Source organism: Salipiger sp. ABF4_146 (assembly GCF_056161345.1).
Genome location: NZ_JBSWYX010000006.1, coordinates 32,862 through 55,386 on the forward strand (window position 1 = coordinate 32,862; position 22,525 = coordinate 55,386).

Sequence of the window (22,525 nt, forward strand, 5' to 3'; positions counted from 1 at the left end):
CGCGGTCACTTGCTGATGATGTATGCGCATACATAAATGAACGTCAAGCAAATCACGGTGATTTAAGTGTGAAAATAAACACCAACAGAATTCCTTGACAGGTGGGCCGCGGATGTGGTCTTGAGCTATGTATGCGCTTACATAGTGCATGGCCACGACACCCGGGTGCGAGACAGGAGACCGCCCGGTCAGTAGAAGCCGGCCGCATGACGGCCCATCGGGAGGAAACGATGAAATTTACCCGCAGAACTCTTCTTGCCGCCGCTTCGGCCGCGGCCATGGTTGCAGCCCCGCTTGTCGCCGAGGCGCAGAACCTGCCGCGCAACATGCGCATGGTGATCGGCTCGAAGTCGACCGGCGGTGACACCTATCAGAACTCGGCCATCGTCGCCGAGGCGCTGTCGGAAAAGCTGGGAATCAACATCAAGGTCGACGCTGTCGGCGCGTCCGAAGCGTTCAAGGCGCTTGGCCGTGACACGCGCGGCACCACGATCATGATCTTCCACGACCAGAGCTATCTGGGCAATCTCTATGGCGTGACCGGCTACGACGATCCTTTCGCCAACTACGCGGTCGGCCCGACCGTGGCGATCAACCCGGGCAACGCCTACCTCGTGCCCGCCGACAGCCCCTACCAGTCGATGGACGACATCCTCGCGGCGGCCGAGGCCGGCACCCGCGTGCGGGTCGCCATCCAGCCGGGCGGCGTGTCGGAGATTGGCTTTTCCGCGATGAAGAACGCCGCCAAGCTGCGCGCACCGGGGTCGGAGGAGAACATCGTGGCGGTGAACACCGGCTCGCAGTCGGACAAGAACCAAGCGATGTGGGATGATCTGGCCGATGTGATCAACGGCTCGATCCAGGCCAACGAACAGTTCACCCAGCTTGACCCGTCGGACGAGAAGGCGATGCGTTTCGTGTGGATCACCGCGCGGCCCGGCACGCTCGAGCAGGCGCCCGAGGCCGGCATGGGCGGCACCACCCGCGATGACATGCTGAGCTTCGCCAGCCCCGAAACCTCGGTGCCGGTGAGCGACAGCCAAGACTTCACCTTCGACAAGGAATTCTTCTTCCTGTTCAACAAGGAGATGGATCCGGAGGTGATCGAGACCATCGACGGTGCGCTGGCCGAGATCTTTGAGGAAGGCAACATTCAGGAGCGCCAGAAGGCGGCCTTCTTCATTCCCAACTACCTCTCGACCGAAGACGCCCGCGCGCATCTTAACGAGAAGCGCGACACCTATCAGTCGGTGATCGAAGACATTTCTTCCGGGTCCTGATAGCCAGCTGACATTCGGTCCGGCCGGGCCTGTGCCCGGCCGGACCACTGACTCAAGCTATACCCATAGGGAGGACCCAATGGGCGACCTTACCCGTGTGACCATCGATTTCGAGACGTCGCACCTGATTTTCCCCACCATCATCGCGATCGTCCTTGGCGTGCTCGGCCTTGCCATCGTGATCCGCGATCACAAGCGCATCGCGGCGGCGGGCGGCTACTGGCGCGAGACGTGGTCGGCGATGGACAAGCCGCGCTTTCTTGGCGCGCTGGCGCTGACGCTGCTGTATTTCTCGCTGATGGTGCCGGTGGGGGGCATCTGGCCCAACACCGGCATGGGCTTCTTGCTGTGCTCGATCCCCTACGTGCTGGCCACCGGGTTGCTGTTCATGCACGAGCGTGGCTTTCGGCAGGTGCTGCCGCTGCTCATCGTCGCGCTGGTCGGCCCCACTTTCGTGTGGTGGCTGTTCACCTATCCCCTCTTCCTGACACTGCCCTGAGGACCAGCCCATGTTCGAGATCATCACGCCTCTGTTCGTGTCGCTGATCGTCGGCGGCACATTGATCGGCATCATCTTTGGCGCGATCCCCGGCATGACCGCCACCATGGCGGTCGCCGTGAGCCTGCCGCTGACATATTCGCTGGGCCTTGAGAACGGTCTGGCGCTGCTGCTCGGCCTTTATGTCGGCGGCATTTCGGGTGGCCTCGTGCCAGCCATTCTGCTGGGCATTCCCGGCACGCCAAGTTCCATCACCACCACCTTCGACGGCTATCCGATGGCCAAGCGGGGCGAGGGCGAAAAGGCACTGCGCATCGGCATCTTCGCCTCCTTCGTCGGCGGGCTCGTGTCGTTGCTGGTGCTGGACCTGTTTGCGCCGACGCTGGCCGATTTCGCCATCAAGTTCTCTTACGTCGAGAAGTTCCTGATCATCTTCTTTGCGCTCACCGTCATGGCGGCGCTGTCTTCGGACATGCTGATGGGCATCTTCTCGGGCGTGCTGGGCATCTTCATCAGCCTGATTGGCACCTACGACATCTCGCGCGGGGGCAATGGCGAGCTGCGCCTCGTGCCGCCGGGCACCGAGTACTGGCTGGAAAGCGGCTTCTCGCTGCTGCCGGTGCTGATCGGTCTCTTCGGTCTCGCGGCGATCCTCGAGCAAGCCGAGATCGGCGTGCCCAAGGGCCATTCGTCCAAGGATATCGACGTCGGCAAGAAGTCGGGCTTTTCCTTCGGGGTGTTCAGAGGCCAGAGCGTAAACCTCGTGCGCTCGTCGCTGATCGGCACCTTCGTCGGCATCCTGCCCGGCGTCGGCGGTTCGGCGGCGTCGATCATCAGCTACACCAACGCCAAGACCTTTTCGAAGCGTCCCGAAAACTTCGGCAAGGGCGAGCCGGCGGGCATCATGGCGTCGGAGGCGGGCAACAACGGTCTCACCGGCGGTGCGCTGGTGCCGCTGCTGTCGCTGGGCATTCCCGGGGATTCGACCACCGCGCTGCTGATCGGGGCCTTCACCCTGCAGGGCATTCAGGTCGGCCCGCTGTTCATCGGCAACAACCCCGGCACATGGGACGCGATGATCATCGCCATGCTGATCGCCAATATCGCGATGTTTGCCATGATGTACTTTGCCATCCGCTACTTCGCGCTGGTGGTGACGATCCCCAAGCACATCCTCTTCCCGGTCATCCTGATGATGTGCGTGATCGGGGCCTATACGATCAACTATGGCATCATGTTCGACGTCTGGACGCTGCTGATCTTCGGCGTGGCGGGCTGGCTCTTCACCAAACTGCGGCTGGAGGTGGCGCCTTTCATCATCGGCTTCATCCTTGGACCGTCGGCAGAGATCTACTTCGTCAAAAGCCTGGAGAGCTTCGGTGACGTGACGATCTTCTTCACCAAGAGCTGGATCGCCATTGTTCTGTGGATCCTCATCGCCGGATCGGTTGCAGGCGCCGCGCTGATGGCGAAAAAGAAGAAAGAGATTGCAGACGAGGCGGTCTGAGGCTTGCGCCCGGACCGCCGCTGACAGAAAGTTGCGCGCGATGGGCGAGGAGCAAGAAAAGAAACCGCGGGCCAGCCGGAAAGGTCAGGGCCGCGGTGTGACCATGGAGGCGGTGGGCCGGCTGGCGGGGGTCAGTCAGGTCACCGTCTCTCGGGCGTTGTCGGACCCGTCGAAGGTCTCGCCCGCCACCCTTGCCAAGATCAAGGAGGCCATTGCCCAAACCGGCTTCGTGCCCAATGCGCTGGCCGGCGCTCTGGCGACCAGCAAATCGATGCTGATCTCGGCGCTTGTGCCGTCGATCACCAATATCGTCTACTCCTCGATGGTGAAGGCCTTCTCTGAAGAGATGCGCGAGGAGGGCTATCAGATCCTGCTTTCGGAGACCGGCTTTGGCCCCGAGGACGAGGAAAAGCTGATCTCGACCCACCTGTCGCGACGGCCCGACGCGATGTTCCTCACCGGCATTCACCATTCGGTCCAGGCGCGGCGCATGCTGCTGGGGGCCGAGATACCGGTGGTCGAGGTCTGGGACATCACCGACAGCCCGATCGATTTCTGCGTCGGCTTCAATCACGTGGAGACCGGCCGCGCGGTGGCCGAGTTCGCGTGGGAGGCGGGCTATCGGCAGGTTGGCACGGTCTCTGCCGGTGACGAGCGCGCCCGTCGGCGCAGCGAAGCATTCGTGCACGAATGGCAAAAGCGCGTGCCCGGCGAGGTGCCGCGCGCCCTGTTCGACGCGCAGGCGTCGCTGGCCAATGGCCGCGCCGCGCTGCGGATGTTGCTCGAGCAGGGATTCACAGGCGGGCTGATCCAGTGTTCCTCGGACCTGCTGGCGCATGGCGTGCTGGTCGAGGCGCAGGCGCAGGGTTACGACGTGCCGGGACAGATCGCCGTCGTCGGCTTCGGCGATCAGGAGTTTGCGCAATCGGTCGAGCCGCCGATCACCACCATCCGGGTCGACATGGCCGCCTTCGGGCGGGCGGCGGCGCAGAGCATGCTGGCGCGGCTGCACGGCGACAAGGGGGGACCTTCGGTCGTCGATCTTGGCTTCGAGGTGGTGCGGCGGCGCTCTGCCTGATCTTCCTCGCGGATGCCGCGGGCAGAGCCGCAGTTTTGCCATCGCGCCGCCCGGCGTCTTGCCGGTCCGGGCGGCGTAGGATGTTCATCTCAAAGCGCGCCTTGTGCCGCGTCGATCACCAGCAGCAGCCGTGTTTCTCCGCGCCCCGCGATGGGCGGAGAGCGATGGCGTAGCCCGCAGGGGTCGACGTCAGGCCAGAGTCGCCCGCGAAAGATCCCCGCCCAACCGGTCTGCATCTGCTGCACCGCCTCCGGATCACCCTGCGGCCCCGCTGTGCCATACTCGGTGCCCGCGCCGCGATAGGTGCAAAGCAGGCGGGCGGGCACATAATCCACATGGAACTTGCTGCAGGCATTGCCGCGCACCACGTCGAGACGGATCTGTAGCCGGTTCTGCCCGGTGATGCGCGCGAACGCGGCAGCAAGCTGCGAGACGTCTTCGGCCAACATGGCGTGCCCTGCGGCAGAGCCACTGCCGGCGCGGCGGCAGGTGCCAAGGATCAGGTCGGCCACGTCGCAAAGGGCCGCATCGGCACGCAGCGCAGGCAACCGTTCGTCCGGCAGAGCCTTGATCCATTGCTCGAAGAGCGGCGGCAGGCGGCGCTGCCAGATTGCTGCGGCGCAGCCGGGCCGGTGGACCTCGCGCAAGACATCCACCGACCCGCCTTCACGCACGTCAGTGGCGGGGCCACCGGTTTTATGCGCGTCCAGCATCAGGCCGCCTGCGGCGCGCGGCGCCAGCCGGGGAAGGGGTCGGGCAGGTCTTGCCATTGGTGCGGCACAAAGCTGGTCTCGTCGCCCACCAGTGCCGCATCCAGCGCGGCGGTGAGGGCCGCCTTGTCCATGCCCGCGCCGATGAACACCAGTTCCTGCCGCCGGTCGCCGAAGGGCTCGCGCCAGTGCTGCTTGAGATAGGCCACCGCCTGCGGGTGATCGGGCCAGCGCTCCTGCGGCACCGTCGCCCACCACATGCCCATCGGTTTGACGCTGCTCAGCGCCCCGGCCAGCGAGTATTCGGCCAGCCAGTCGGGACGGGTGGCGATCCAGAAATGCCCCTTGGCGCGGATCACCCCCGGCAGATCGCCGTTGAGCACGTCGTGGATCTTCTGCGGGTGGAACGGTCGCCGCGCCCGGTAGACGAAGGACGAGACGCCGTATTCCTCGGTCTCGGGCACATGGTCGGCAAAGCCGTAAAGCTCCTTGGCCCACATCGGGTGCAGATGCGCCTTGTCGAAATCAAAGAGCCCGGTGCCCATGATGCGATCAGAGGCGACCTTGCCGAAATCGGTCTCGACGATCTGCGCATCGGGGTTGAGCGCGGCGACGATCTTGCGCGCCGCGTCCAGCCGCTCGGGCCCCGCGTCGCTGACCTTGTTGAGCACCACCACATCGGCGAACTCGATCTGGTCGACCAGCAGGTCGACCAATGTGCGGTCATCCTCGTCACCAAGGCTTTCGCCCCGGTCGCGGATGAAGTCGTGGCTGGAATAGTCGTTCAGCAGGTTCACCGTATCGACCACGGTCACCATCGTGTCGAGCCGGGCAATGTCCGACAGGCTCTCGCCGAGTTCGTCGCGGAAATCGAAGGTGGCGGCCACGGGCAGCGGTTCGGCGATGCCGGTGCTCTCGATCAGCAGGTGGTCAAAGCGCCCTTCTTCGGCGAGACGCCGCACCTCCAGCAGCAGGTCGTCGCGCAGGGTGCAGCAGATGCAGCCGTTGGTCATCTCGACCAGCTTTTCCTCGGTGTGGCTGAGGTCGGCCCCGCCGTCGCGCACCAGATCGGCGTCGATGTTCACTTCGGACATGTCGTTGACGATGACCGCGACGCGGCGGCCCTCGCGGTTGTTGAGCACGTCATTGAGCAGGGTCGTCTTTCCGGCCCCGAGAAACCCCGACAGGACGGTGACGGGCAGGCGTGTGTCCTTGGCTGACATTGGGCGCTCCACTTCGCTTCATGCAATGTTATACTATTACACTATGGAGATTACCGTGCCGCTGCAACCCGATTTCCGAGCGCTGGGTGCGACCCCGGACCAAGACGCCGCGCCTTTCCCGGTGTTCAGACACCCCGGCTGCGCCCACCCTGCGCTGATGTCCGGGCGTCATGCCAAATGTCCAGACATTTGGCCGCTGCGGGTGGCTTCGGGGATTGCAGCCCGCGGCATTCGTCCCTATCCGCATGTTCCAAATGACTTTGCAACAGATAGGACCATAGCCATGAAAGCCGGTGTCGCTCTTCCCAACGTGACCTTCCGCACCCGCGTGCGTGACGACTCCATCGAAGGTCCGAACCCCTTCCGCTGGCAGGACATGACCACTGCCGACTACTTCAAGGGCAAGCGGGTCATCCTGTTTTCGCTGCCGGGCGCCTTCACGCCCACCTGCTCGACCTATCAGCTGCCGGGCTTCGAAAAGAACGCCGAGACCTTCCGCGAGCACGGCATCGACGCGATCTACTGCATGTCGGTGAACGACAGCTTCGTGATGAACCAGTGGGCGAAGTCGCAGAACCTCGAGAACGTGTCGGTCATCCCCGACGGCTCGGGCGAGTTCACCCGCCGCATCGGCATGCTGGTGAATAAGGACAACCTCGGCTTCGGCATGCGCTCGTGGCGCTATGCGGCGATCATCAACGACGGTGTTGTCGAGGCATGGTTCGAAGAGCCGGGCCTGTGCGACAACCACGGCGAAGACCCCTATGGCGTGTCCAGCCCGGAAAACCTGCTGGAGTATCTGGCACAGGCCAAGGCAGAGGCCGCGGCGTAAGCCTCACGCGTAGTGCGAGACAAAAGAAAACGGGCCCCTGCGGGCCCGTTTTTTCGTTTGCGGCGGTGGCGCAGCTTTCCGGCCAGCGTGCCGACCTGCTGCGCCGCGCATCGCGGCTTGGTGGCGCGGCTTACATGCCGCGGATCATGCCGCCGTCGACGCGGATCATCGAGCCGGTGATATAAGCGGCCTGGGCCGAGCAAAGGAAGGTGACCATGGCGGCAAACTCCTCGGGCTTGCCGTAGCGGCCCGCGGGGATGGTCTTGCGGCTGGCTTCCTGCACCGCGTCCAGCGAGGCACCGGATTTCTCGGCCTTGATGCCGTCGAGCTGCGCCAGCCGGTCTGTGGCGATCCGGCCCGGCAGCACCATGTTCACCGTCACGCCGCTTTCGGCGACCTCGGCGGCCAGCGTCTTCGACCAGCCGGCCACCGCGCCGCGCACGCCGTTCGACAGCGCGAGGTTGGGAATGGGCTGCACGATGCCCGACGAGCCGATGGTGACCACGCGGCCCCAGCCCTTTTCGATCATCCCCGGCAGCGCGGCATCGGTGATCGCAAAGATCGGCGCGGCCATCGCCTCGAAGGCGGCTTGCCATGCGGCGGTGCTCTGACCCTTGGCGGGGCCAGCGGCGGGGCCGCCGCAGTTGTTCACCAGAATGTCCACCGGCTGCGAGGCAAGCCGCGCGATCAGCGCGGCGACGCTCTCTGCATCGGACAGGTCTAGCTTGACGCCTTCCATGCCCTCGGCGGGCGCTTCGCCGCTGCGCGATGCGGCGATCACATGCGCGCCTTCCTTGGCCAGAAGTTTCGCGCTCGCGGCGCCAAGGCCGCGGCTTGCGCCGAGCACCAGTGCGGTCTTGCCGGTCAGTCCCAGATCCATCAGTTCAGCTCCTTCAGTCGTTTGTCCTGCCGGGCGAGCAGGCGCTCGACCTCGGCAATGGCTTCGGGCGCCAGGCCCGCACCCGGCGCGCGCAGCGCCGACGAAGCGATGGCGCCGCGTTTCTGCAGCACGTATTTGCGCACCGCCAGCCCGGCGCCGGGCTGCTGCTCGTAGCGCACCAGCGGCAGGTAGGCGTCGAAGATATCCTGCGCACGGTCCATGTCGCCGCTGCCGGCCAGCCGCACAACGTCTGCCAGCATTTCGGGAAAGCCGAAACCCGTCATCGCGCCATCGGCACCGCGGGCCATCTCTTCGGGCAGGAAGACCCCGCCGTTGCCGCAGAGGATCGAGATGCGGCGGCGGCCTTCGGCCTCGGCCTTGCGCAGCTTGCTGATCTTCGCGAGTCCCGGCCAGTCTTCGTGCTTGAGCATCACCACCTGCGGCACGTCGTCGATGATCCGGCCCAGCACCTCGTCCGAGATGTTCACGCCGGTCGACAGCGGGAAGTCCTGCAGCACGATCGGCACGTCATCCCCGAGCGTGCGGGCGACCTGCCCGAAATAGCCGTGGATCTGCGGGTCGGTCTTCAGGCTGCCCGGGGTGGTCACCATGCAGCCCGCGGCGCCCATGTCCATCACCGCCTTGCCCAGTTCGCCGATGGCGGCAAGGCCCGGCGCCGAAACGCCAACCACGATCGGCTTGCCGGCGGCGCGCTTGATCACCCGCTCGGCGACGGCGCGGCTCTCGGCCTGCGTCAGCTTCGGTGCCTCGCCCATCATGCCAAGGATGGTGAGCCCGTCTGCCCCGTTCTCGAAGTAGAAGTCGACAACCCGGTCGAGGCTGTCCCAATCAACCTCACCGCTGTCGGTGAAGGGCGTGACGGAGATGACGTAGACGCCCTTGGCGTCCGAGGTGAGCAGGGTCATGGGGGATCCTTCTTGCAAGAACGGGCGGAACCGCCGCGCCCGAAGGCGCGGCGGCATGGGGTCTTAGGCCGTGACCGGCATCTCGAGCGTTTCGAGGGCGGCGACCGCCCGTGCCATGGCTTCCTCGAGGCGGGCGTCGTCGAGCGCATACGCCAGACGCAGGTAGCCCGGGGTGCCGAAGGCCGAGCCCGGGACCACGCCGATGCGGCCCGCGGTGAGCAGGAAGTCGGCCACGTCCATGTCGGTCTCGATCACCTTGCCCTCGGGCGTGCGCGCGCCGAAGAGGCCGGTGCAGTCCGGGAAGACGTAGAAGCTGGCGGGCGGGGTCGCGCAGGTGATGCCGGGCATCTTGTCGATGGCGGCCATCACCGTGTCGCGGCGCGCCTTCAGTCGGGCGTTGCGCTCGGGCAGGAAGTCCGCCGGTTCGGTCAGCGCGGCGACCGTGGCGGCCTGCGAAATCGCCGAGGGGTTCGAGGTGCTCTGCGACTGCAGGATATCCATCGCGCGCACCAGCCAGTCGGGCCCGGCGGCATAGCCGAGGCGCCAGCCGGTCATCGCGTAGCCCTTGGACACGCCGTTGACGGTCAGGATGCGGTCTGCAAGCTCGGGCGCGACCTTGGCGGGCGTGGCGAAGCTGCCTTCGTGCACCACCAGCTCGTAGATGTCGTCGGCCATGATCAGCGTGTGGTGATCGGCCAGAACCTTGCAGAGCGCGGCGATGTCGGCCTCGGAGTAGAGCGCGCCGGTCGGGTTGTTCGGCGAGTTCAGCATCACCCATTTGGTCTTCGGCGTCAGCGCCCCTGCCAGTGTCTCGGGGGTGAGCTTCCAGCCGTTCTCGGCGGTGCAGGGCGCGATCACCGGGGTGCCGCCGGCAAGGCTGACCATGTCGGGGTAGCTGACCCAGTAGGGGGCGGGGATGATCACCTCGTCGCCCGCGTCCAGCGTCGCCATCAGCGCGTTGAACACCAGCTGCTTGGCGCCATTGCCCGCGATGATCTGCGACGGCTTGAAGCTCAGGCCGTTCTCGCGCTCGAACTTCGTGGCGATGGCGGCCTTTAGCTCGGGCGTGCCCGAGCTGGCGGTGTATTTGGTCTGACCGCCGCGGATCGCCTTGATGCCCGCCTCGGCGATGTGGTCGGGTGTGGCGAAGTCGAGCTCGCCCTGTCCGAGGCTGATGATGTCATGGCCCTCGGCCTTCATCTGCTGCAGCTTCAGCGCAAGCTCGATGGTCGGGGAGGGGCGTACGGCCGCCATGCGGCTGGCAAGGTACTGGGTCATGGTAGAGGTCCTGAAGTGGCCGCGGCGGGCCGTTGAAAAACAGCCCCGCGCCGGGGAGGACGGCGCGGGGCTGAATGGGAGGGATCAGGCGGGGGCGAGCGCGGTTGCGCGACGCGACGCGATATACTGCTCGCGCAGCTCGCGGGTCAGCGCGCCGGGGGTGCCGTCGCCGATCTCCTCGCCGTCAATGCGCACCACCGGTACGACGAAGTTGGTCGCCGAAGTGATGAACGCCTCGCGGGCGTCGCGCGCCTCGTCAGGGGTGAAGGCGCGTTCCTCGATCTCGACGCCATGGCGCGCGGCCAGATCGAGCACCGCGGCGCGGGTCACGCCGGGCAGCAGCGCATGCGACAGCTCGCGGGTGATCAGCTTGCCATCCTTGCTGACGATATGCGCGGTGGCGGCGCTGGCCTCGGTGACGCACCCGTCCTCGTAAAGCCATGCGTCATCGGCGCCGCGCGACTTGGCTTCCATCTTCGCCATCGACGGGTAGAGCAGCTGCACGGTCTTGATGTCGCGGCGGCCCCAGCGCAGGTCCGGCAGCAGCGCGACCGAGATGCCGGTCTCGGCAGCGCGGTTCACCAGCACGTCCTTGGACTGGGTGAACATCACCAGCGTCGGCTCGGTGCCTTCGGGCGGGAAGGCAAAGTCGCGCTCGGCGACGCCGCGGCTGAGCTGCAGGTAGATCATGCCGCTTTTCATGTCATTGCGGGCGACGATCTCGTGGTGCGCCGCCAGCAGCGCGTCATCGTCGAGCGGCAGCGTGAGGCCCAGTTCGGCGGCGGAGCGGCGCAGGCGCGCGGCGTGGCCCGCATAGTCGAGCAGCATGCCGTCGAGCACGCAGGTCACTTCGTAGATGGCATCGCCCATGAGGAACGCGCGGTCGAAGATCGACACTTTGGCGTCTTCTTCGGGCAGCCACTGGCCGTTGAGGTAGACAGTTCTGGACATGGATCAGGATCTTCCGGGGGCAGCAAAGGGGGCGATGGTGACGCCGTTGTCTTCGAGCGACTTGCGCAGGGCGGCAGCGATCTGCGGCGCGCCGGCGGTGTCGCCGTGGATGCACAGCGTCGCGGGGTCGACCGGCAGGCGCTTGCCGCCGGTGGTCGGGATGCGCTTGTTCAGCACCATTTCCAGCACCTGTTCGGTGCTTTGGGCGATGTCTTGGATCACCGCGCCGGGCTGGCTGCGCGGGGTCAGTTCGCCGGCGTCGGTGTAGCTGCGGTCGGCGTAGATCTCGCAGGCGACGCGCAGGCCGGCTTTCTCGGCGGCGGTATAGGTCTCGGAATAGGGCAGCGAGACGTAGATCAGCGACGGGTCCACTGCGGCGACGGCGCGGGCGCAGACGGCGGCCAGTTCGGGGTCGGTCGCGGCCATGTTGCCAAGCGCGCCATGGGTCTTCACATGGGTCATCGGGTGGCCCTCGGCCTCGGCCATGCCCTGCATCGCGGCGATCTGGTAGATCAGTTGCGCTTCGACGTCTTCGGGGCGCTCGCCCGAGATCCGCCGGCGGCCAAAGCCGAAGAGATCCATGAACGAGGGATGCGCGCCCACCGCCACGCCGGCCGCCTTGGCAAGCTGGAGGGTTCGGCGCATCACCACCGGGTCGCCGGCGTGAAAGCCGCAGGCGACATTGGCGGTTGTCACGGTTTCGAGCATCGTTGCATCGTCGCCGATGGTATAGGCGCCAAAGCTCTCGCCCATATCGCAGTTGAGGTCCAAGGTGACCGTCATTCGCTCCCTCCTGGGATCTGATCGTTGGGTCTGGGTGTCCGGCGGAAAAGATACACCGGAGCAGGTCTTTCGTTTGCCTGATTGCATTCTGGATACAGCTGGTATACTGAAAATGCAAGCAAGGCAGAAAAGGTTTTTCAATGAGCATCCAAGCGCATGATCCCGCTGGCAATCCGGGGGCGGACCCGGCCTTTCTGGCGGTCGGCGACTCTGCTCTCGCGGTGCAATTTGGCGAGTCCGTTGACCCCGAAACCAACCGCCGGGTGATCGCGCTGGCCGAGAGCCTCACCGATGTTCCGCTCGAGGGCGTGCTGGAATGCGTGCCGACCTACCGCTCGCTCTTGGTGACCTATGACCCCGCGCTGCTGCGCGGTGCGGCGCTGGAGGCGGCGCTGACCCAGCGGGTGGCGCAGCTGAAAATGGCGGACGAGAGCGCGCGCCGCTGGCATGTGCCGGTGGTCTATGGCGGCGAGGTCGGGCTCGACCTTGAAGACCTCGCGCGCGAAAAGGAACTGACGCCGGGCGAGTTGATCCAGTTGCACAGCGCCGCCGATTACCGCGTCTATATGATCGGGTTCGCGCCGGGCTTTGCCTACCTTGGCGGCTTGCCCGAGGCGCTGCACACGCCGCGCCTGCCGAAACCGCGCATGTCGATCCCGGCGGGGGCCATCGGCATCGGCGGGCAGCAGGGCAGCATCAACTCGGTGACCGGTCCGTCGGGCTGGCGCTTCGTCGGCTGGACGCCGTGGCGTGCCTTTGATCCGTCCCGCGCCGAGCCCTTCCTCTTCGCCGCCGGCGACCGCCTGAACTTCGTGCCGGTCAGCGCCGCGGAAGGGGCAAAGATCGAGGCCGCGATTGCCGCCGGAGAGATGACGCCAGCGCCGGAGGCCGCACAATGACATTGGAAATTCTCAGCACTGGCCCGATGCTTTCGGTGCAGGACCAAGGCCGCCATGGGCGCAAGCGCTTCGGCGTGCCCACTGCCGGCGCGATGGATCGCCCGGCGATGGATCTGGCCAACGCGCTGTGCGGCAACCCGCTCGACGCCGCGGCGCTGGAGTTCACCGCCATCGGCGGCAGCTTCCGGGCGGGGCGCGCGCTGCGCCTCGCGGTCACCGGCGGCGAGTGCGACATCCGCATCGGCGAGCGTGCGCTCGGCGCGGGGCAAAGCCATGCGGTCGAGGCGGGCGACGTGATCAAGATCGGCGCGCTGAAGGGGGCCACTTGGGGCTATATCGCAGTGTCTGGCGGCATCGCGGTGCCCGAGGTTCTGGGCGCCCGCGCCACCCATCTGCGCTTCGCCCTCGGCGGTGTCGAAGGGCGCGCGCTGCAGGCGGGCGACCTGCTGCCACTGGGCGAAGACGACGAAGAGGGCGGCCTTTGCCTGCGCCCGCGCGAGCCCGCACCGCGCCCCGGCCCGATCGCGCCCGAGCGTCCGATCCGCATCGTGCTTGGCCCGCAGGACGACTATTTCGCGCCCGACGTCATCGCGCAGCTGGAAACCGCCCGCTTCCGCATCTCGCCACAGCGCGACCGCATGGCGATGGTGCTGGACGGCCCGGCGCTGAGCGCGGCGCGCGGCCATGACATCGTCTCGGACGGCATCGTGTCGGGGGCGATTCAGGTGCCCGCCTCGGGTCAGCCGATGGTGCTGATGGCCGACTCGCAAACCACCGGCGGCTATCCCAAGATCGCCACGGTGATCTCGGCCGATCTGCCACGCCTTGCACAGCTGCCGACCGGCGCAGACCTGCGCTTCGAGATCGTCAGCCGCGACGCCGCCGAGGATATTCTGCTCGCCGAACGGGCACGGCTGCACGAGGTGCTGGCGTCGCTGGTGCCGGCCACCGGGACAATGCTCAGTTCGGGCTTTCTGCTGTCGTGCAATCTTGCCGGCGGTATTGTCGAGCCCGAGGCCGTGATGGGCCGGGATCTGGAACTATCGGAGGACACTGCGGCATGAGCGGCAAGAACCTTGCGGCGACCGCGTATCGGGAGCTGATCAGGCGCATTCTCGAGGGTGAGCTGAAGCCCGGCGACACGCTGCAGGAATCGCGCCTGTGCACCGAGCTGGACATGTCGCGCACGCCGGTGCGCGAGGCCATCGCGCGCATCCGCAGCGAGGGGCTGGCCGAGCAATCGGGCCGCTTTCTGAGGGTGCGCCGCATCAGCCCCGAAGAAATCGACGAGATCTTCTTTCTGCGCCGCGCGCTGGAGCCGACGGCGGTGCGCGCCGCCACCGGACGGCTGACCGATGCGCAGATCGACGCGCTGGAAGCCGAGGTGCGCGATCTTATGCGGCAGGGGCCGGGGCAGGGCGATCTGCAGTGGCACGTGGATCAGAGCTTTCACGCCACGATTGCGATTGCCGCTGGCAATGCCGCCGCCGCCAAGGTGGTGCAGGACCTGCACATGCGCACCTGCATCTTCGACCACCGCGTCGTGCCCGAGCGTTTCATCCGCGGCTGCGAGGAACACCTCGCCATGCTGGCGGCGATGCGGATCGGACAGCGGGATGAGGCCGCGACCCTGATGGGCGCGCATCTCGACCACGCCCGCGACGCCATCTTCGAGCACCTCGGCAAGGTGCAGAGCGACACTACGGAAAAGGTCCTTCGGACATGAAATGTCTTATCGTTCAGCCCGTGCATGACGCCGGGCTCGCCCTTCTGCGCAGCAATGGCATCGAGCCGGTATTCTGCAGCGGCACCGACGCCGCCAGCATCGCCAGCGCCGTACAGGGCTGCGACGCCGCCATCACCCGCGACGCGGGCTTCCCGCGCGAAGCGTTCGAGGCCGCCGACCGGCTGCGCGCCGTGGTGGTGCACGGCACCGGCCACAACGCTGTCGACAAGGACGCGGCAATCGCGCGGGGCGTGATGGTTGCCAATACGCCGGGTGAAAACGCGCAATCGGTGGCCGAGCTGACGCTCGGGCTGGCACTGGCACTGGCACGCGGCGTCACCGGCGCCGATCGCTGGGAGCGCGCGGGCAAGCCGGGCTTTCGCGAGTCGATCAGCTTTCGCGAACTGACCGGCAAGACCGTACTCGTCGTCGGCTGGGGCAGCATCGGCAGCCGCTTTGGCCAGATGGCCGCCACCGCCTTTGGCATGAAGGTGCTGGTGCATTCGCCGCGCGCCCGCGATATCGGCGAGTTCACGCGCGTCGACAGTCTTGAAGAGGGGCTGGCGCAGGCCGATCTGGTAACCCTGCACACGCCGCTGCGCCCCGAGACGCATCACATGATCAATGCCGAGCGTCTTGCGGCGATGAAGCCGGGCGCACAGCTGGTCAACGTGGCGCGCGCCGAACTGGTGGACGAGGCGGCGCTGGCCGCGGCGCTGGCCAGCGGCCACGTCGGCGGCGCGGCGCTCGACGTCTACAGCCACGGCGCGGGCACCGGCCCGCTGGCGGAGTTTTCCAACGTGATCTTCACGCCGCATCTTGGCGGCACCACCGAAGAGGCGCTGCGCCGTGTGGCGCTGGGGTCGGCGGGCCACGTGGTGACTGCGCTGACCGGCGGCGTGCCCGAGACGGTGCTGACACCGGTCCCCTCGCAGGCAACTGCGGAGGCAAGCGCATGACCAAGACCCTGACCTCCCCGCCGCGCGATCTCATCGCCGAAACCATCTCGCGCGTGCTCGGCCGCGTGAACGCGATCACAGAGGACGGCCCGGGCTGGACCCGCCCCTCCTACAGCCCGCTGGAAAGCGCCGCGCATGCGGTGATCGAGGAAGAGGCGCAGGCCCTTGGTTGCGAGATCCGCCGCGATGCGGCGGGCAACCTCTTTGCCACGCTGCCGGGCCGTGACCGCAGCGCGACGCCGCTCTACATCGGCTCGCATCTCGACACGGTGAGCCAAGGCGGGGCCTACGACGGGCAGGCCGGTGTCATCGGCGCTCTGGCGGTGATCAAGGCGCTGCGCGCCGAAGAGATCACCCCCGCGAGCGACATCGTTCTGACGGTCACCCGCGCCGAGGAAAGCGTCTGGTTCCCGGTCTCCTATGCCGGCTCGCGCGCCGGTCTGGCCCGGCTGAACCCCGAGGATTTCGACGCCAAGCGCTCTGACACCGGGCTGACGCTCTCCGAGCACCTGAAAATGGAAGGCTTCGATCCCGAGGCGGTGCGCAGCCTCACGCCCCCGGCTCCGGCGCGCTTCCTCGAGTTCCACATCGAGCAGGGGCCGGTGCTGGACGAGGCGGGCGAGTCCTATGCCATCGTCGACGCGGTGCGCGGCGGGCTGCGCTATCGCAACGCGCAGGTGCATGGCACTTGGGCGCATTCGGGTGGCGCGCCGCGCGTCAGCCGCGCCGATGCGGTGGTGGCCATGGCCGACCTGATCCTCGCGATGGATGCGGTCTGGGCCCGGCTGCTCGAGGCGGGCCACGATCTGACCGTCACCTTCGGCAAACTCGATGCCGCCTCGCCGCAGCACGCGATGGCGAAGGTGCCCGGCCACGCGGGCTTCTGCCTCGATCTGCGCTCGGACGAGGTGGCGACGCTGGAACAGGCCGACGCGGCGCTGCAGGACGAGATCGCCCGCATCGAGGCCGCGCGCCCCGGCATCCGCTTTGAACTGGGCGAGCAGACCCGCTCCGCGCCGGCGCGGCTGTCGGAGAGCATGGCGCAATTCGTCGCCAAGGGCGCGTCGCTGCAGTGCGACAGCCCGCGGCGCATGCTGTCGGGCGGCGGTCACGATGCGGCGGCCTTCGGTGCGGCTGGCTGGGACAGCGTGATGGTCTTCATCCGCAATTGGAACGGCAGCCATTGCCCCGAAGAAGCCATGGACGAAGCCGATCTTTCCCGCGCCGTCGCGGCGGTGTTCCTTGCCATCGTGCAGGAGAGCGTGGGATGAGCGGCGCAACGCTGGCCGAAACCGCCTATGGACGGCTGCGCGACGACATCGTGGCGGGCCGCATCCCGGCCGAGACGGTGCTCTCGGAACGGGCGCTGACCGAAACGCTGGGTGTGTCGCGCACGCCGCTGCGCGCGGCGATCTCGCGGCTGGAAAGCGAAGGCATGGTTGATCGGCTCAGCAACGGCGTGGTGCTGGTGCGCTCGGTCACCGTCGAGCAGCTGCTGCAGATCGTGCAACTGCGGCAGACGCTGGAAGGCGCTGCGGCGGGCCGGGCCGCCGGCTTTGGGGTAACCGCGGAACTGACGGCGATCCGCGCGCAGATGCAGGCCATCGTCGAGGGCGCCGAGATCAGCTTTGACGAGTTCTGGCTGGCCGACGGTGCCTTTCACCACGCGGTGGCGCGGGCGGCGCGGCTCGACCTTCTGCCCGCAATCCTCGAGGAACAGCGCGGCATCGCGCGGCGCTGCTCGCTGACCCGCACCTATGACACTTTCGTCGATCAGGCGCGCGAGCATGTCGAGATCATCGACGCCATCGCCGCGCATGACGCAAAACGCGCCTCGGCCCTCATGGCCGGGCATTTCGACCACGTCCGGGCCCGCTTCCTCGGCACGTTCAATGCTTCCTGAGGACCCGATGACCCAGATACTTCAGACCCCCACCGCCTTTGCAGGCAGCGCCGCCGTCTTCCCCGCCGAGGAATTCCGTGCCCGCGCCGCGGCGCTGCAGGCGCGCATCCGCGCCGAGGGCGCCGACGCGCTGCTGCTGACCGGCCCCGAGAACATCTTCTGGACCGCCGGGCGCCAGACCGCGGGCTATTTCGCCTTTCAGGCGCTGATCATGCCCGCCGAGGGCGAGCCTGTGCTGCTGGTGCGCCAACTCGAGGAAACCGGTGCCCGTGCCGATGCGTGGTTCAGCAATATCCACACGTGGCAAGACGGGCAGGACCCGGCGGCGGCGCTGGCTGAACTGGTGCGCGCGCAGGGCGTGGAGCGGCTGGCGGTCGAGCGCTCTGGCTGGTTCGTCAGCCCCGACATGATGGGCCGGATCGAGACCGCGCTCTCGGGCGTCGCGCTGCTTGATGGCTCGGGCTGGACCGAAACGCTGCGCGCGGTGAAGTCGCCGCGCGAACTGGCGGCGCTGCGACTGGCCGCGGGCTATGCCGAGGCGGGCATGGCCGCCGCGATCGAGGCCTGCCGCGCAGGGGCCAGCGAGAACACCGTCGCCGCCGCGATGACCGCCGCCGCCATCGGTGCCGGCTCCGAGGCGATGGCGATGGAGCCGCTGGTCAGTTCCGGTCCGCGCTCGGGCATTCCGCACGCCACATGGCGGCGGCGCACGCTGCAAGAGGGTGATGGCGTCTTCCTCGAACTGGCCGCCAGCCATGACCGTTACCACGCGGCGCTGATGCGCTCGGTGTGGATCGGCACGCCGCCCGACACCGCACAACGCATGATGGACACCGCGCTGCGCGGCCTTGATGCGGCGCTGGACGCGATGCGCCCCGGCGTACCTTGCAGCGCTCCGCACGAAGCGGCGCAGCAGGTCATCGACGGCGCTGGGTTCACCGCCGCTTTCCGCAAGCGCGCGGGCTATTCGATGGGCGCGGCTTTTGCTCCGGACTGGGGCGAGGGCGCGATCCTGTCGCTCTTCACCGGCGTCGAGACGCCGCTGGAGCCGGGCATGGTCTTCCACCTGCCCATCACGCTGCGCGACTACGGCCAGTTTACGGTCGGTGTCTCGGAAACGGTGATCGTCACCGAGTCCGGCGCCGAGCCGCTGTCGTCGCTGCCGCGCCAGATCACCCTTCGCTGACCCTCAAAAGACAATGGAACGCACTATGAAATCCCTCTTCCACCTCGCGATTCACGTCAAAGACCTCGACGAGACGCGCGCCTTCTACGGCGACGTTCTCGGCTGCGAGGAAGGCCGGTCGACCGACACTTGGGTCGATTTCGACTTTTTCGGCCACCAGCTTTCGATGCACCTCGGCGAGCCGTTCCCGGTGACCCGCACCGGCAAGGTCGGCGAGCACATGGTGATGATGCCGCACATGGGCGCGGTGCTGCGCCTCGACGACTGGAAGGCGCTGGCCGCCCGGCTCGAAGAGAAGGGCATCGCGTTCGACATCCCGCCGGTCATCCGCTTCGAGGGCGAGCCGGGCGAGCAGCGTACGATGTTCTTCTTCGATCCGTCGGGCAACCCGATCGAGATCAAGGGCTTCGCTGATTTCGACGGCCTCTTCGCCGCCTGATCGCTGGTCCTGCCCCAATGCAAAGCCCCCGGCCGCAACGCCGGGGGCTTTTTGCGTTGAGCGGGCGTGACCACGCTCGCAGCCGTCCCAGAGGCGGAGATCATCAGGGCGGCATGCCATGCGCAGGGAGGCAAAGGCGACGGGCACAGCGCCGCAGGCGTACCGGGGCCGCAGGGATGGGGCGAAGCGCGGCGCTGGCCCTACGACGGGGTCTTGGCCCATCCCGAAGGTTGCGAAACGACAAAGCCCCCGGCCAGCTGGCCGGGGGCTTTTCATGCGCGGATGTCCCGTGAGTGGTGGGCGAGGCCTTAGCCCCGCATGAGATCCGGCACGATGCTGACGATCTGCGGGAAGAGCGCGATCAGGAAGACGAAGGCCGCCATGATCAAAAAGAACGGCATGGTCGCGCGGGTGATCTTGCCGATGCTGTCGCCGGTGAGGCGCTGCAGCACGGTGAGGTTGAAGCCCACCGGCGGCGAGATTTGCGCCATCTCGACCACGATCACGATGAACACGCCGAACCAGACCTTGTCGTAGCCCGCGGCCTCGACCAGCGGCAGGGTGATGGGCAGGGTCATCACGATGATCGCGAGGCCTTCCATCACCATGCCGAGCAGGATGTAGAACACCAGCAGCACCGCGATCAGCGCCAGCGGCGACAGGCCCCAGCCATTGATCACGCCGGCAATGTAGCGCGGCAGGCCAAGATAGCCGATGGCCGTCGACAGGAACATCGCGCCGACCATGATGAGGCCGATCATCGCGCTGTTCTCGGCGGCCTGACGGGAGGCGGCGAGCAGACCCTTGAGGTCCAGCTTGCGCTGCGCAAAACCGATCACCATGGCGCCGATGACCCCGGCGGCGGCGGCTTCGGTCGGCGAGGCAATGCCACCGTACATCGAGCCGATGACGAAGAGGATCAGCAGCAGCAGCGGGCCCAGATCGGAGAGCGCGCGCAGTTTGTGCATCAGGCTCGAAGAGGGCGGGGCTTCGCCGATCGCCTCGGGCGAGAGCTTGGCGCGGATGCCAATGTAGCCCATGTAGGCCACCGCCAGCAGTGCGCCGGGCAGGATACCCGCCATGAACAGGCGCAGGATCGATTCCTCGGCCATCACGCCGTAGATGATCATGATTGTCGAAGGCGGGATCAGGAAGCCGAGCGTGCCCGCGCCAGCCAGCGAGCCGATCACCAGATTGCGGTCGTAGCCGCGCTTGAGCAGCTCACCTGCGGTGATCCGGCCCACGGTGACGGTGGTCGCCGCCGAGGAGCCGCAGACCGAGGCGAAGAGCGTACAGCCCAGCACGTTGATGTGGGTCAGACGGCCCGGCACGCGGCGCAGCCACGGCGTCAGGCCGGTGAACAGCGAGGCCGAGATATTGGTGCGGAACAGCACCTCGGCCATCAGGATGAACAGCGGCAGCGCCAGCAGTTCCGGCGAGGACAGCACGTTCCACGATTGCTGCGACAGCAGCTTGACGAAGGGCATCTGCGGCCGGAACAGCGCGATCATCGCCACGCCGGTCGCCACGAGGCCGAGGCCGATCCACAGGCCCGAGCCCAGCAGCAGGACCATGATGCCCACCAGGGAGGTTGCAATTTGCGTCATCGCGGCGCCTTTCGGAAGAATTCGGTGTCGGGGACGTCGGTGTTGGGGGTCATTCGATCGCGGCGCCTTCGGCGAGGCGTTCGCCGCGGCTCAGGCGCAGCAGTTGCGCAAAGCATTGCAGCGTCAGGATGCTGGCGCCGATGGCCACAAGGCTCTGCGGCCAGACCAGCGGCGTGCGGATGATCGTCGAGGAGGTCGAGCCGCGCTGGAACGACAGCCACGCCATTTCGATCAGCGCCCATGCCAGCGTGCCGCAGGCGGCGAGGCCGGCGAGGCAGGCAACGAATTCCAGCAGACGCGACAGCGGACGTGGGACCGAGTCCAGCACTGCGGTGACGCGCACATGCGCGCCGCGGCGCAGCGCGTCGGCAGAGGCCATCATGAAGGCGGTGCCCATCGCGTAGGCTGAATAGTCCCAAGAGAACGCCAACGACCGGCTGAAGAGGTTGCGAGAGACGATCTCGGCGGTGATCATCACGAGGATCGCCAGAAGCGCGAGTCCGGCGACCAGATTGCCGGCGCGCGACAGGGCGTCAATCGGTGCGATGATCGCGCCAAACCGTCCTGAGGGCGTCGAAGCGGGGCTCTGGTCCTGGCTGTTGTCCATGGGCGTCACCATCCTTGCGGCGTTCTTGAGTGGTTCAAAACCGAAACCGGGCCCCAAGCGCTGGCGCGCCTGGCGGGGCCCGGTCCGAAAAGATTACTCTCCGCGAACGGCGAGGTAGTTGTCGATCACCGGAGCGGCTTCCGGTACGCGCTCTTTGAACTCTTCCCAAAGCGGGCGTGCGGCGTCGATCAGGTCGGCCTGCAGCTCTGCCGAGGGGGCCGAGACGGTCATGCCGTTTTCTTCGAGCGTGGCGATCTTGGCGGCGTCTTCATTGGCCGAGTTCAGCCAGAAATCGCCTTCGAGTTCCGCCGCGATGGTTTCGATCGCGACTTGGTCCTCGGCGTCGAGCGCGTTCCATGCGTCGAGGTTGACGGTCACGATGTTCGACGAAGCCTGCCAGTTGAAGGTGCTCATGTTGTCCATGAACTCCCAGAACGCGCCGTCGACGCCCGACGAGGACGAGGTGGTCACGCCCTTGATGGTGCCAGCGGCCAGCGAGGGAACGACTTCGCCCCAGGGCATCTGCAGCGGTGCGGCGCCGAGCGCGTTGAAGAAGCTGTCGCCGTTCGCGTCGACGACGCGGATGGTCAGACCTTCGAGATCTTCGAGCGTTTCGATCGGCTCGGGCGAATAGACCGCCTGACCGGGCCACGGGGTCATGTAGAGCAGCTTTTGGTTCATGTCTTCGGCGATCTCTTCGATCACCGGGCGGTAGAACTTGTGCAGCAGCGCGAGGTCGGGAAGCGTCGGGGCGAGGTAGGGCAGGGTTTCAACACCCAGCGCCGGGTTCTCGCCGACCTGCTGGCTCATCAGGATGTCAGCGATCGGCACCAGACCGTCGCGCACGGCGGCCATGCCTTCCGGGCCTTTGATGCCAAGCGCGCCGCCCGAGTGCACGGTGATCTGCACGTCGCCGTCGGTGGCTTCGCTGACTTGGTCGGCGAAGGTCATTGCGTTCTGGGTGTGGAAGTTGCCTTCCGGCCAGACGACCGACATGTCCCACGTGGTCTGTGCTGCGACAGCCGTGCCCAGCGTCATGCTCAGGCCGGCGATTGCGATACCGAATCCATGTTTCATATTGAGAACCCCTGTTGGCGTTTTTCACGATGACCGCTCATCGCGATCTGCGGAGATTTCAGTATACCACCTGTATCCGTAAGGAAGAGGGTAGCGGTCGAAAGATTGCCTCAGACAAGGTCTGCCTAATATTTGGGCGGTGTTGGGTCAGTATGGGACGAAAATTGGACGGAAT

The 22,525-nt window shown here is 66.7% G+C and carries 23 protein-coding genes; 13 read left to right on the plus strand and 10 right to left on the minus strand.

Annotated elements, in window-relative coordinates:
* The first annotated feature begins 230 nt into the window (after window positions 1–230).
* The 4 genes from ACXAJT_RS10160 (at window position 231) to ACXAJT_RS10175 (ending at window position 4,364) form a co-directional block, all read left to right on the plus strand.
* Window positions 231–1,280, plus strand: coding sequence for a hypothetical protein (locus ACXAJT_RS10160; protein WP_475234951.1), 1,050 nt, complete (start codon window positions 231–233; stop codon window positions 1,278–1,280).
* 79 nt (window positions 1,281–1,359) lie between these two features.
* Complete coding sequence (locus ACXAJT_RS10165; protein WP_475234952.1) at window positions 1,360–1,779, plus strand: tripartite tricarboxylate transporter TctB family protein; 420 nt, start codon at window positions 1,360–1,362, stop codon at window positions 1,777–1,779.
* Between the two features lie 10 nt (window positions 1,780–1,789).
* Window positions 1,790–3,286, plus strand: coding sequence for a tripartite tricarboxylate transporter permease (locus ACXAJT_RS10170; RefSeq protein WP_475234953.1), 1,497 nt, complete (start codon window positions 1,790–1,792; stop codon window positions 3,284–3,286).
* 40 nt (window positions 3,287–3,326) lie between these two features.
* Window positions 3,327–4,364, plus strand: coding sequence for a LacI family DNA-binding transcriptional regulator (locus ACXAJT_RS10175; RefSeq protein WP_475234954.1), 1,038 nt, complete (start codon window positions 3,327–3,329; stop codon window positions 4,362–4,364).
* A gap of 89 nt (window positions 4,365–4,453) precedes the next feature.
* Here ACXAJT_RS10175 and ACXAJT_RS10180 read toward each other — a convergent pair whose 3' ends face one another.
* Both ACXAJT_RS10180 and zigA read right to left on the minus strand, forming a co-directional pair.
* Complete coding sequence (locus ACXAJT_RS10180; protein WP_475234955.1) at window positions 4,454–5,077, minus strand: DUF1826 domain-containing protein; 624 nt, start codon at window positions 5,075–5,077, stop codon at window positions 4,454–4,456.
* Window positions 5,077–6,297 carry a zinc metallochaperone GTPase ZigA gene (gene zigA / locus ACXAJT_RS10185; protein WP_475234958.1) on the minus strand — a complete coding sequence of 407 codons (1,221 nt, stop codon included), beginning with the start codon at window positions 6,295–6,297 and terminating at the stop codon, window positions 5,077–5,079. Before zigA ends, ACXAJT_RS10180 begins: the two co-directional genes overlap by 1 nt.
* 283 nt (window positions 6,298–6,580) lie before the next feature.
* Here zigA and ACXAJT_RS10190 point away from each other — a divergent pair, with 283 nt between their 5' ends.
* A complete protein-coding gene (locus ACXAJT_RS10190) occupies window positions 6,581–7,129 on the plus strand; it encodes a redoxin family protein (protein ID WP_475234959.1) in 549 nt (182 codons plus the stop codon).
* Window positions 7,130–7,259: 130 nt separating this feature from the next.
* Here the strand turns inward: ACXAJT_RS10190 and ACXAJT_RS10195 are convergent, their stop codons facing one another.
* The 5 genes from ACXAJT_RS10195 to ACXAJT_RS10215 all read right to left on the minus strand — a co-directional run bounded on the left by ACXAJT_RS10195 (window position 7,260) and on the right by ACXAJT_RS10215 (window position 11,947).
* Entirely contained in the window at window positions 7,260–8,009 is a 750-nt protein-coding gene (locus ACXAJT_RS10195; RefSeq protein WP_475234960.1) for an SDR family oxidoreductase, read from the minus strand.
* A complete protein-coding gene (locus ACXAJT_RS10200; RefSeq protein ID WP_475234962.1) occupies window positions 8,009–8,935 on the minus strand; it encodes a dihydrodipicolinate synthase family protein in 927 nt (308 codons plus the stop codon). The genes ACXAJT_RS10195 and ACXAJT_RS10200 overlap by 1 nt, the downstream gene beginning before the upstream one ends.
* A 63-nt stretch (window positions 8,936–8,998) precedes the next feature.
* On the minus strand, window positions 8,999–10,213 hold the full coding sequence (locus ACXAJT_RS10205; RefSeq protein WP_475234963.1) for a pyridoxal phosphate-dependent aminotransferase: 1,215 nt from the start codon (window positions 10,211–10,213) through the stop codon (window positions 8,999–9,001).
* An 84-nt stretch (window positions 10,214–10,297) separates the two neighbouring features.
* The gene (locus ACXAJT_RS10210; RefSeq protein ID WP_475234965.1) at window positions 10,298–11,164 is read right to left on the minus strand and encodes a D-amino-acid transaminase; all 867 of its coding nucleotides are present in this window, start codon (window positions 11,162–11,164) and stop codon (window positions 10,298–10,300) included.
* 3 nt (window positions 11,165–11,167) lie between these two features.
* Window positions 11,168–11,947, minus strand: a complete 780-nt coding sequence (locus tag ACXAJT_RS10215) for a LamB/YcsF family protein (RefSeq protein WP_475234966.1) — start codon at window positions 11,945–11,947, stop codon at window positions 11,168–11,170.
* 140 nt (window positions 11,948–12,087) lie between these two features.
* Between ACXAJT_RS10215 and pxpB the strand changes: the two genes are divergently transcribed.
* Genes pxpB through ACXAJT_RS10255 form a run of 8 tightly spaced genes read left to right on the plus strand, consistent with a single transcriptional unit; the run spans window position 12,088 to window position 19,059 of the window.
* Window positions 12,088–12,846: a 5-oxoprolinase subunit PxpB gene (gene pxpB, locus ACXAJT_RS10220; RefSeq protein WP_475234967.1), complete on the plus strand. Its 759-nt coding sequence runs from the start codon at window positions 12,088–12,090 to the stop codon at window positions 12,844–12,846.
* Entirely contained in the window at window positions 12,843–13,910 is a 1,068-nt protein-coding gene (locus tag ACXAJT_RS10225; RefSeq protein ID WP_475234970.1) for a 5-oxoprolinase subunit C family protein, read from the plus strand. The genes pxpB and ACXAJT_RS10225 overlap by 4 nt, the downstream gene beginning before the upstream one ends.
* Complete coding sequence (locus tag ACXAJT_RS10230) at window positions 13,907–14,572, plus strand: GntR family transcriptional regulator (protein WP_475234971.1); 666 nt, start codon at window positions 13,907–13,909, stop codon at window positions 14,570–14,572. Before ACXAJT_RS10225 ends, ACXAJT_RS10230 begins: the two co-directional genes overlap by 4 nt.
* Complete coding sequence (locus tag ACXAJT_RS10235; RefSeq protein ID WP_475234972.1) at window positions 14,569–15,531, plus strand: NAD(P)-dependent oxidoreductase; 963 nt, start codon at window positions 14,569–14,571, stop codon at window positions 15,529–15,531. The genes ACXAJT_RS10230 and ACXAJT_RS10235 overlap by 4 nt, the downstream gene beginning before the upstream one ends.
* Window positions 15,528–16,802 (plus strand): hydantoinase/carbamoylase family amidase, encoded by a 1,275-nt coding sequence (locus ACXAJT_RS10240; protein WP_475234974.1) that lies wholly within the window; start codon window positions 15,528–15,530, stop codon window positions 16,800–16,802. The genes ACXAJT_RS10235 and ACXAJT_RS10240 overlap by 4 nt, the downstream gene beginning before the upstream one ends.
* Window positions 16,799–17,434 (plus strand): GntR family transcriptional regulator, encoded by a 636-nt coding sequence (locus tag ACXAJT_RS10245; protein WP_475234977.1) that lies wholly within the window; start codon window positions 16,799–16,801, stop codon window positions 17,432–17,434. Before ACXAJT_RS10240 ends, ACXAJT_RS10245 begins: the two co-directional genes overlap by 4 nt.
* A 7-nt stretch (window positions 17,435–17,441) precedes the next feature.
* Window positions 17,442–18,620, plus strand: a complete 1,179-nt coding sequence (locus ACXAJT_RS10250) for a M24 family metallopeptidase (RefSeq protein ID WP_475234979.1) — start codon at window positions 17,442–17,444, stop codon at window positions 18,618–18,620.
* A 25-nt stretch (window positions 18,621–18,645) separates the two neighbouring features.
* Window positions 18,646–19,059, plus strand: coding sequence for a VOC family protein (locus tag ACXAJT_RS10255; RefSeq protein WP_475234984.1), 414 nt, complete (start codon window positions 18,646–18,648; stop codon window positions 19,057–19,059).
* A gap of 308 nt (window positions 19,060–19,367) precedes the next feature.
* On the opposite strand, the gene ACXAJT_RS10260 is transcribed toward ACXAJT_RS10255, so the two are convergent.
* The 3 genes from ACXAJT_RS10260 to ACXAJT_RS10270 form a co-directional block, all read right to left on the minus strand.
* Window positions 19,368–20,666 carry a TRAP transporter large permease gene (locus ACXAJT_RS10260; protein WP_475234985.1) on the minus strand — a complete coding sequence of 433 codons (1,299 nt, stop codon included), beginning with the start codon at window positions 20,664–20,666 and terminating at the stop codon, window positions 19,368–19,370.
* Window positions 20,667–20,715: 49 nt separating this feature from the next.
* Window positions 20,716–21,273: a TRAP transporter small permease subunit gene (locus tag ACXAJT_RS10265; RefSeq protein WP_475234988.1), complete on the minus strand. Its 558-nt coding sequence runs from the start codon at window positions 21,271–21,273 to the stop codon at window positions 20,716–20,718.
* Window positions 21,274–21,366: 93 nt separating this feature from the next.
* Entirely contained in the window at window positions 21,367–22,350 is a 984-nt protein-coding gene (locus ACXAJT_RS10270; RefSeq protein ID WP_475234990.1) for a TRAP transporter substrate-binding protein, read from the minus strand.
* Between the last annotated feature and the right edge of the window lie 175 nt (window positions 22,351–22,525).

Coding starts and splice junctions, on each gene's coding strand:
- ACXAJT_RS10160 (WP_475234951.1), top strand. CDS start 231: ATGAAATTTACCCGCAGAACTCTTCTTGCCGCCGCTTCGGCCGCGGCC.
- ACXAJT_RS10165 (WP_475234952.1), top strand. CDS start 1,360: ATGGGCGACCTTACCCGTGTGACCATCGATTTCGAGACGTCGCACCTG.
- ACXAJT_RS10170 (WP_475234953.1), top strand. CDS start 1,790: ATGTTCGAGATCATCACGCCTCTGTTCGTGTCGCTGATCGTCGGCGGC.
- ACXAJT_RS10175 (WP_475234954.1), top strand. CDS start 3,327: ATGGGCGAGGAGCAAGAAAAGAAACCGCGGGCCAGCCGGAAAGGTCAG.
- ACXAJT_RS10180 (WP_475234955.1), bottom strand. CDS start 5,077: ATGCTGGACGCGCATAAAACCGGTGGCCCCGCCACTGACGTGCGTGAA.
- zigA (WP_475234958.1), bottom strand. CDS start 6,297: ATGTCAGCCAAGGACACACGCCTGCCCGTCACCGTCCTGTCGGGGTTT.
- ACXAJT_RS10190 (WP_475234959.1), top strand. CDS start 6,581: ATGAAAGCCGGTGTCGCTCTTCCCAACGTGACCTTCCGCACCCGCGTG.
- ACXAJT_RS10195 (WP_475234960.1), bottom strand. CDS start 8,009: ATGGATCTGGGACTGACCGGCAAGACCGCACTGGTGCTCGGCGCAAGC.
- ACXAJT_RS10200 (WP_475234962.1), bottom strand. CDS start 8,935: ATGACCCTGCTCACCTCGGACGCCAAGGGCGTCTACGTCATCTCCGTC.
- ACXAJT_RS10205 (WP_475234963.1), bottom strand. CDS start 10,213: ATGACCCAGTACCTTGCCAGCCGCATGGCGGCCGTACGCCCCTCCCCG.
- ACXAJT_RS10210 (WP_475234965.1), bottom strand. CDS start 11,164: ATGTCCAGAACTGTCTACCTCAACGGCCAGTGGCTGCCCGAAGAAGAC.
- ACXAJT_RS10215 (WP_475234966.1), bottom strand. CDS start 11,947: ATGACGGTCACCTTGGACCTCAACTGCGATATGGGCGAGAGCTTTGGC.
- pxpB (WP_475234967.1), top strand. CDS start 12,088: ATGAGCATCCAAGCGCATGATCCCGCTGGCAATCCGGGGGCGGACCCG.
- ACXAJT_RS10225 (WP_475234970.1), top strand. CDS start 12,843: ATGACATTGGAAATTCTCAGCACTGGCCCGATGCTTTCGGTGCAGGAC.
- ACXAJT_RS10230 (WP_475234971.1), top strand. CDS start 13,907: ATGAGCGGCAAGAACCTTGCGGCGACCGCGTATCGGGAGCTGATCAGG.
- ACXAJT_RS10235 (WP_475234972.1), top strand. CDS start 14,569: ATGAAATGTCTTATCGTTCAGCCCGTGCATGACGCCGGGCTCGCCCTT.
- ACXAJT_RS10240 (WP_475234974.1), top strand. CDS start 15,528: ATGACCAAGACCCTGACCTCCCCGCCGCGCGATCTCATCGCCGAAACC.
- ACXAJT_RS10245 (WP_475234977.1), top strand. CDS start 16,799: ATGAGCGGCGCAACGCTGGCCGAAACCGCCTATGGACGGCTGCGCGAC.
- ACXAJT_RS10250 (WP_475234979.1), top strand. CDS start 17,442: ATGACCCAGATACTTCAGACCCCCACCGCCTTTGCAGGCAGCGCCGCC.
- ACXAJT_RS10255 (WP_475234984.1), top strand. CDS start 18,646: ATGAAATCCCTCTTCCACCTCGCGATTCACGTCAAAGACCTCGACGAG.
- ACXAJT_RS10260 (WP_475234985.1), bottom strand. CDS start 20,666: ATGACGCAAATTGCAACCTCCCTGGTGGGCATCATGGTCCTGCTGCTG.
- ACXAJT_RS10265 (WP_475234988.1), bottom strand. CDS start 21,273: ATGGACAACAGCCAGGACCAGAGCCCCGCTTCGACGCCCTCAGGACGG.
- ACXAJT_RS10270 (WP_475234990.1), bottom strand. CDS start 22,350: ATGAAACATGGATTCGGTATCGCAATCGCCGGCCTGAGCATGACGCTG.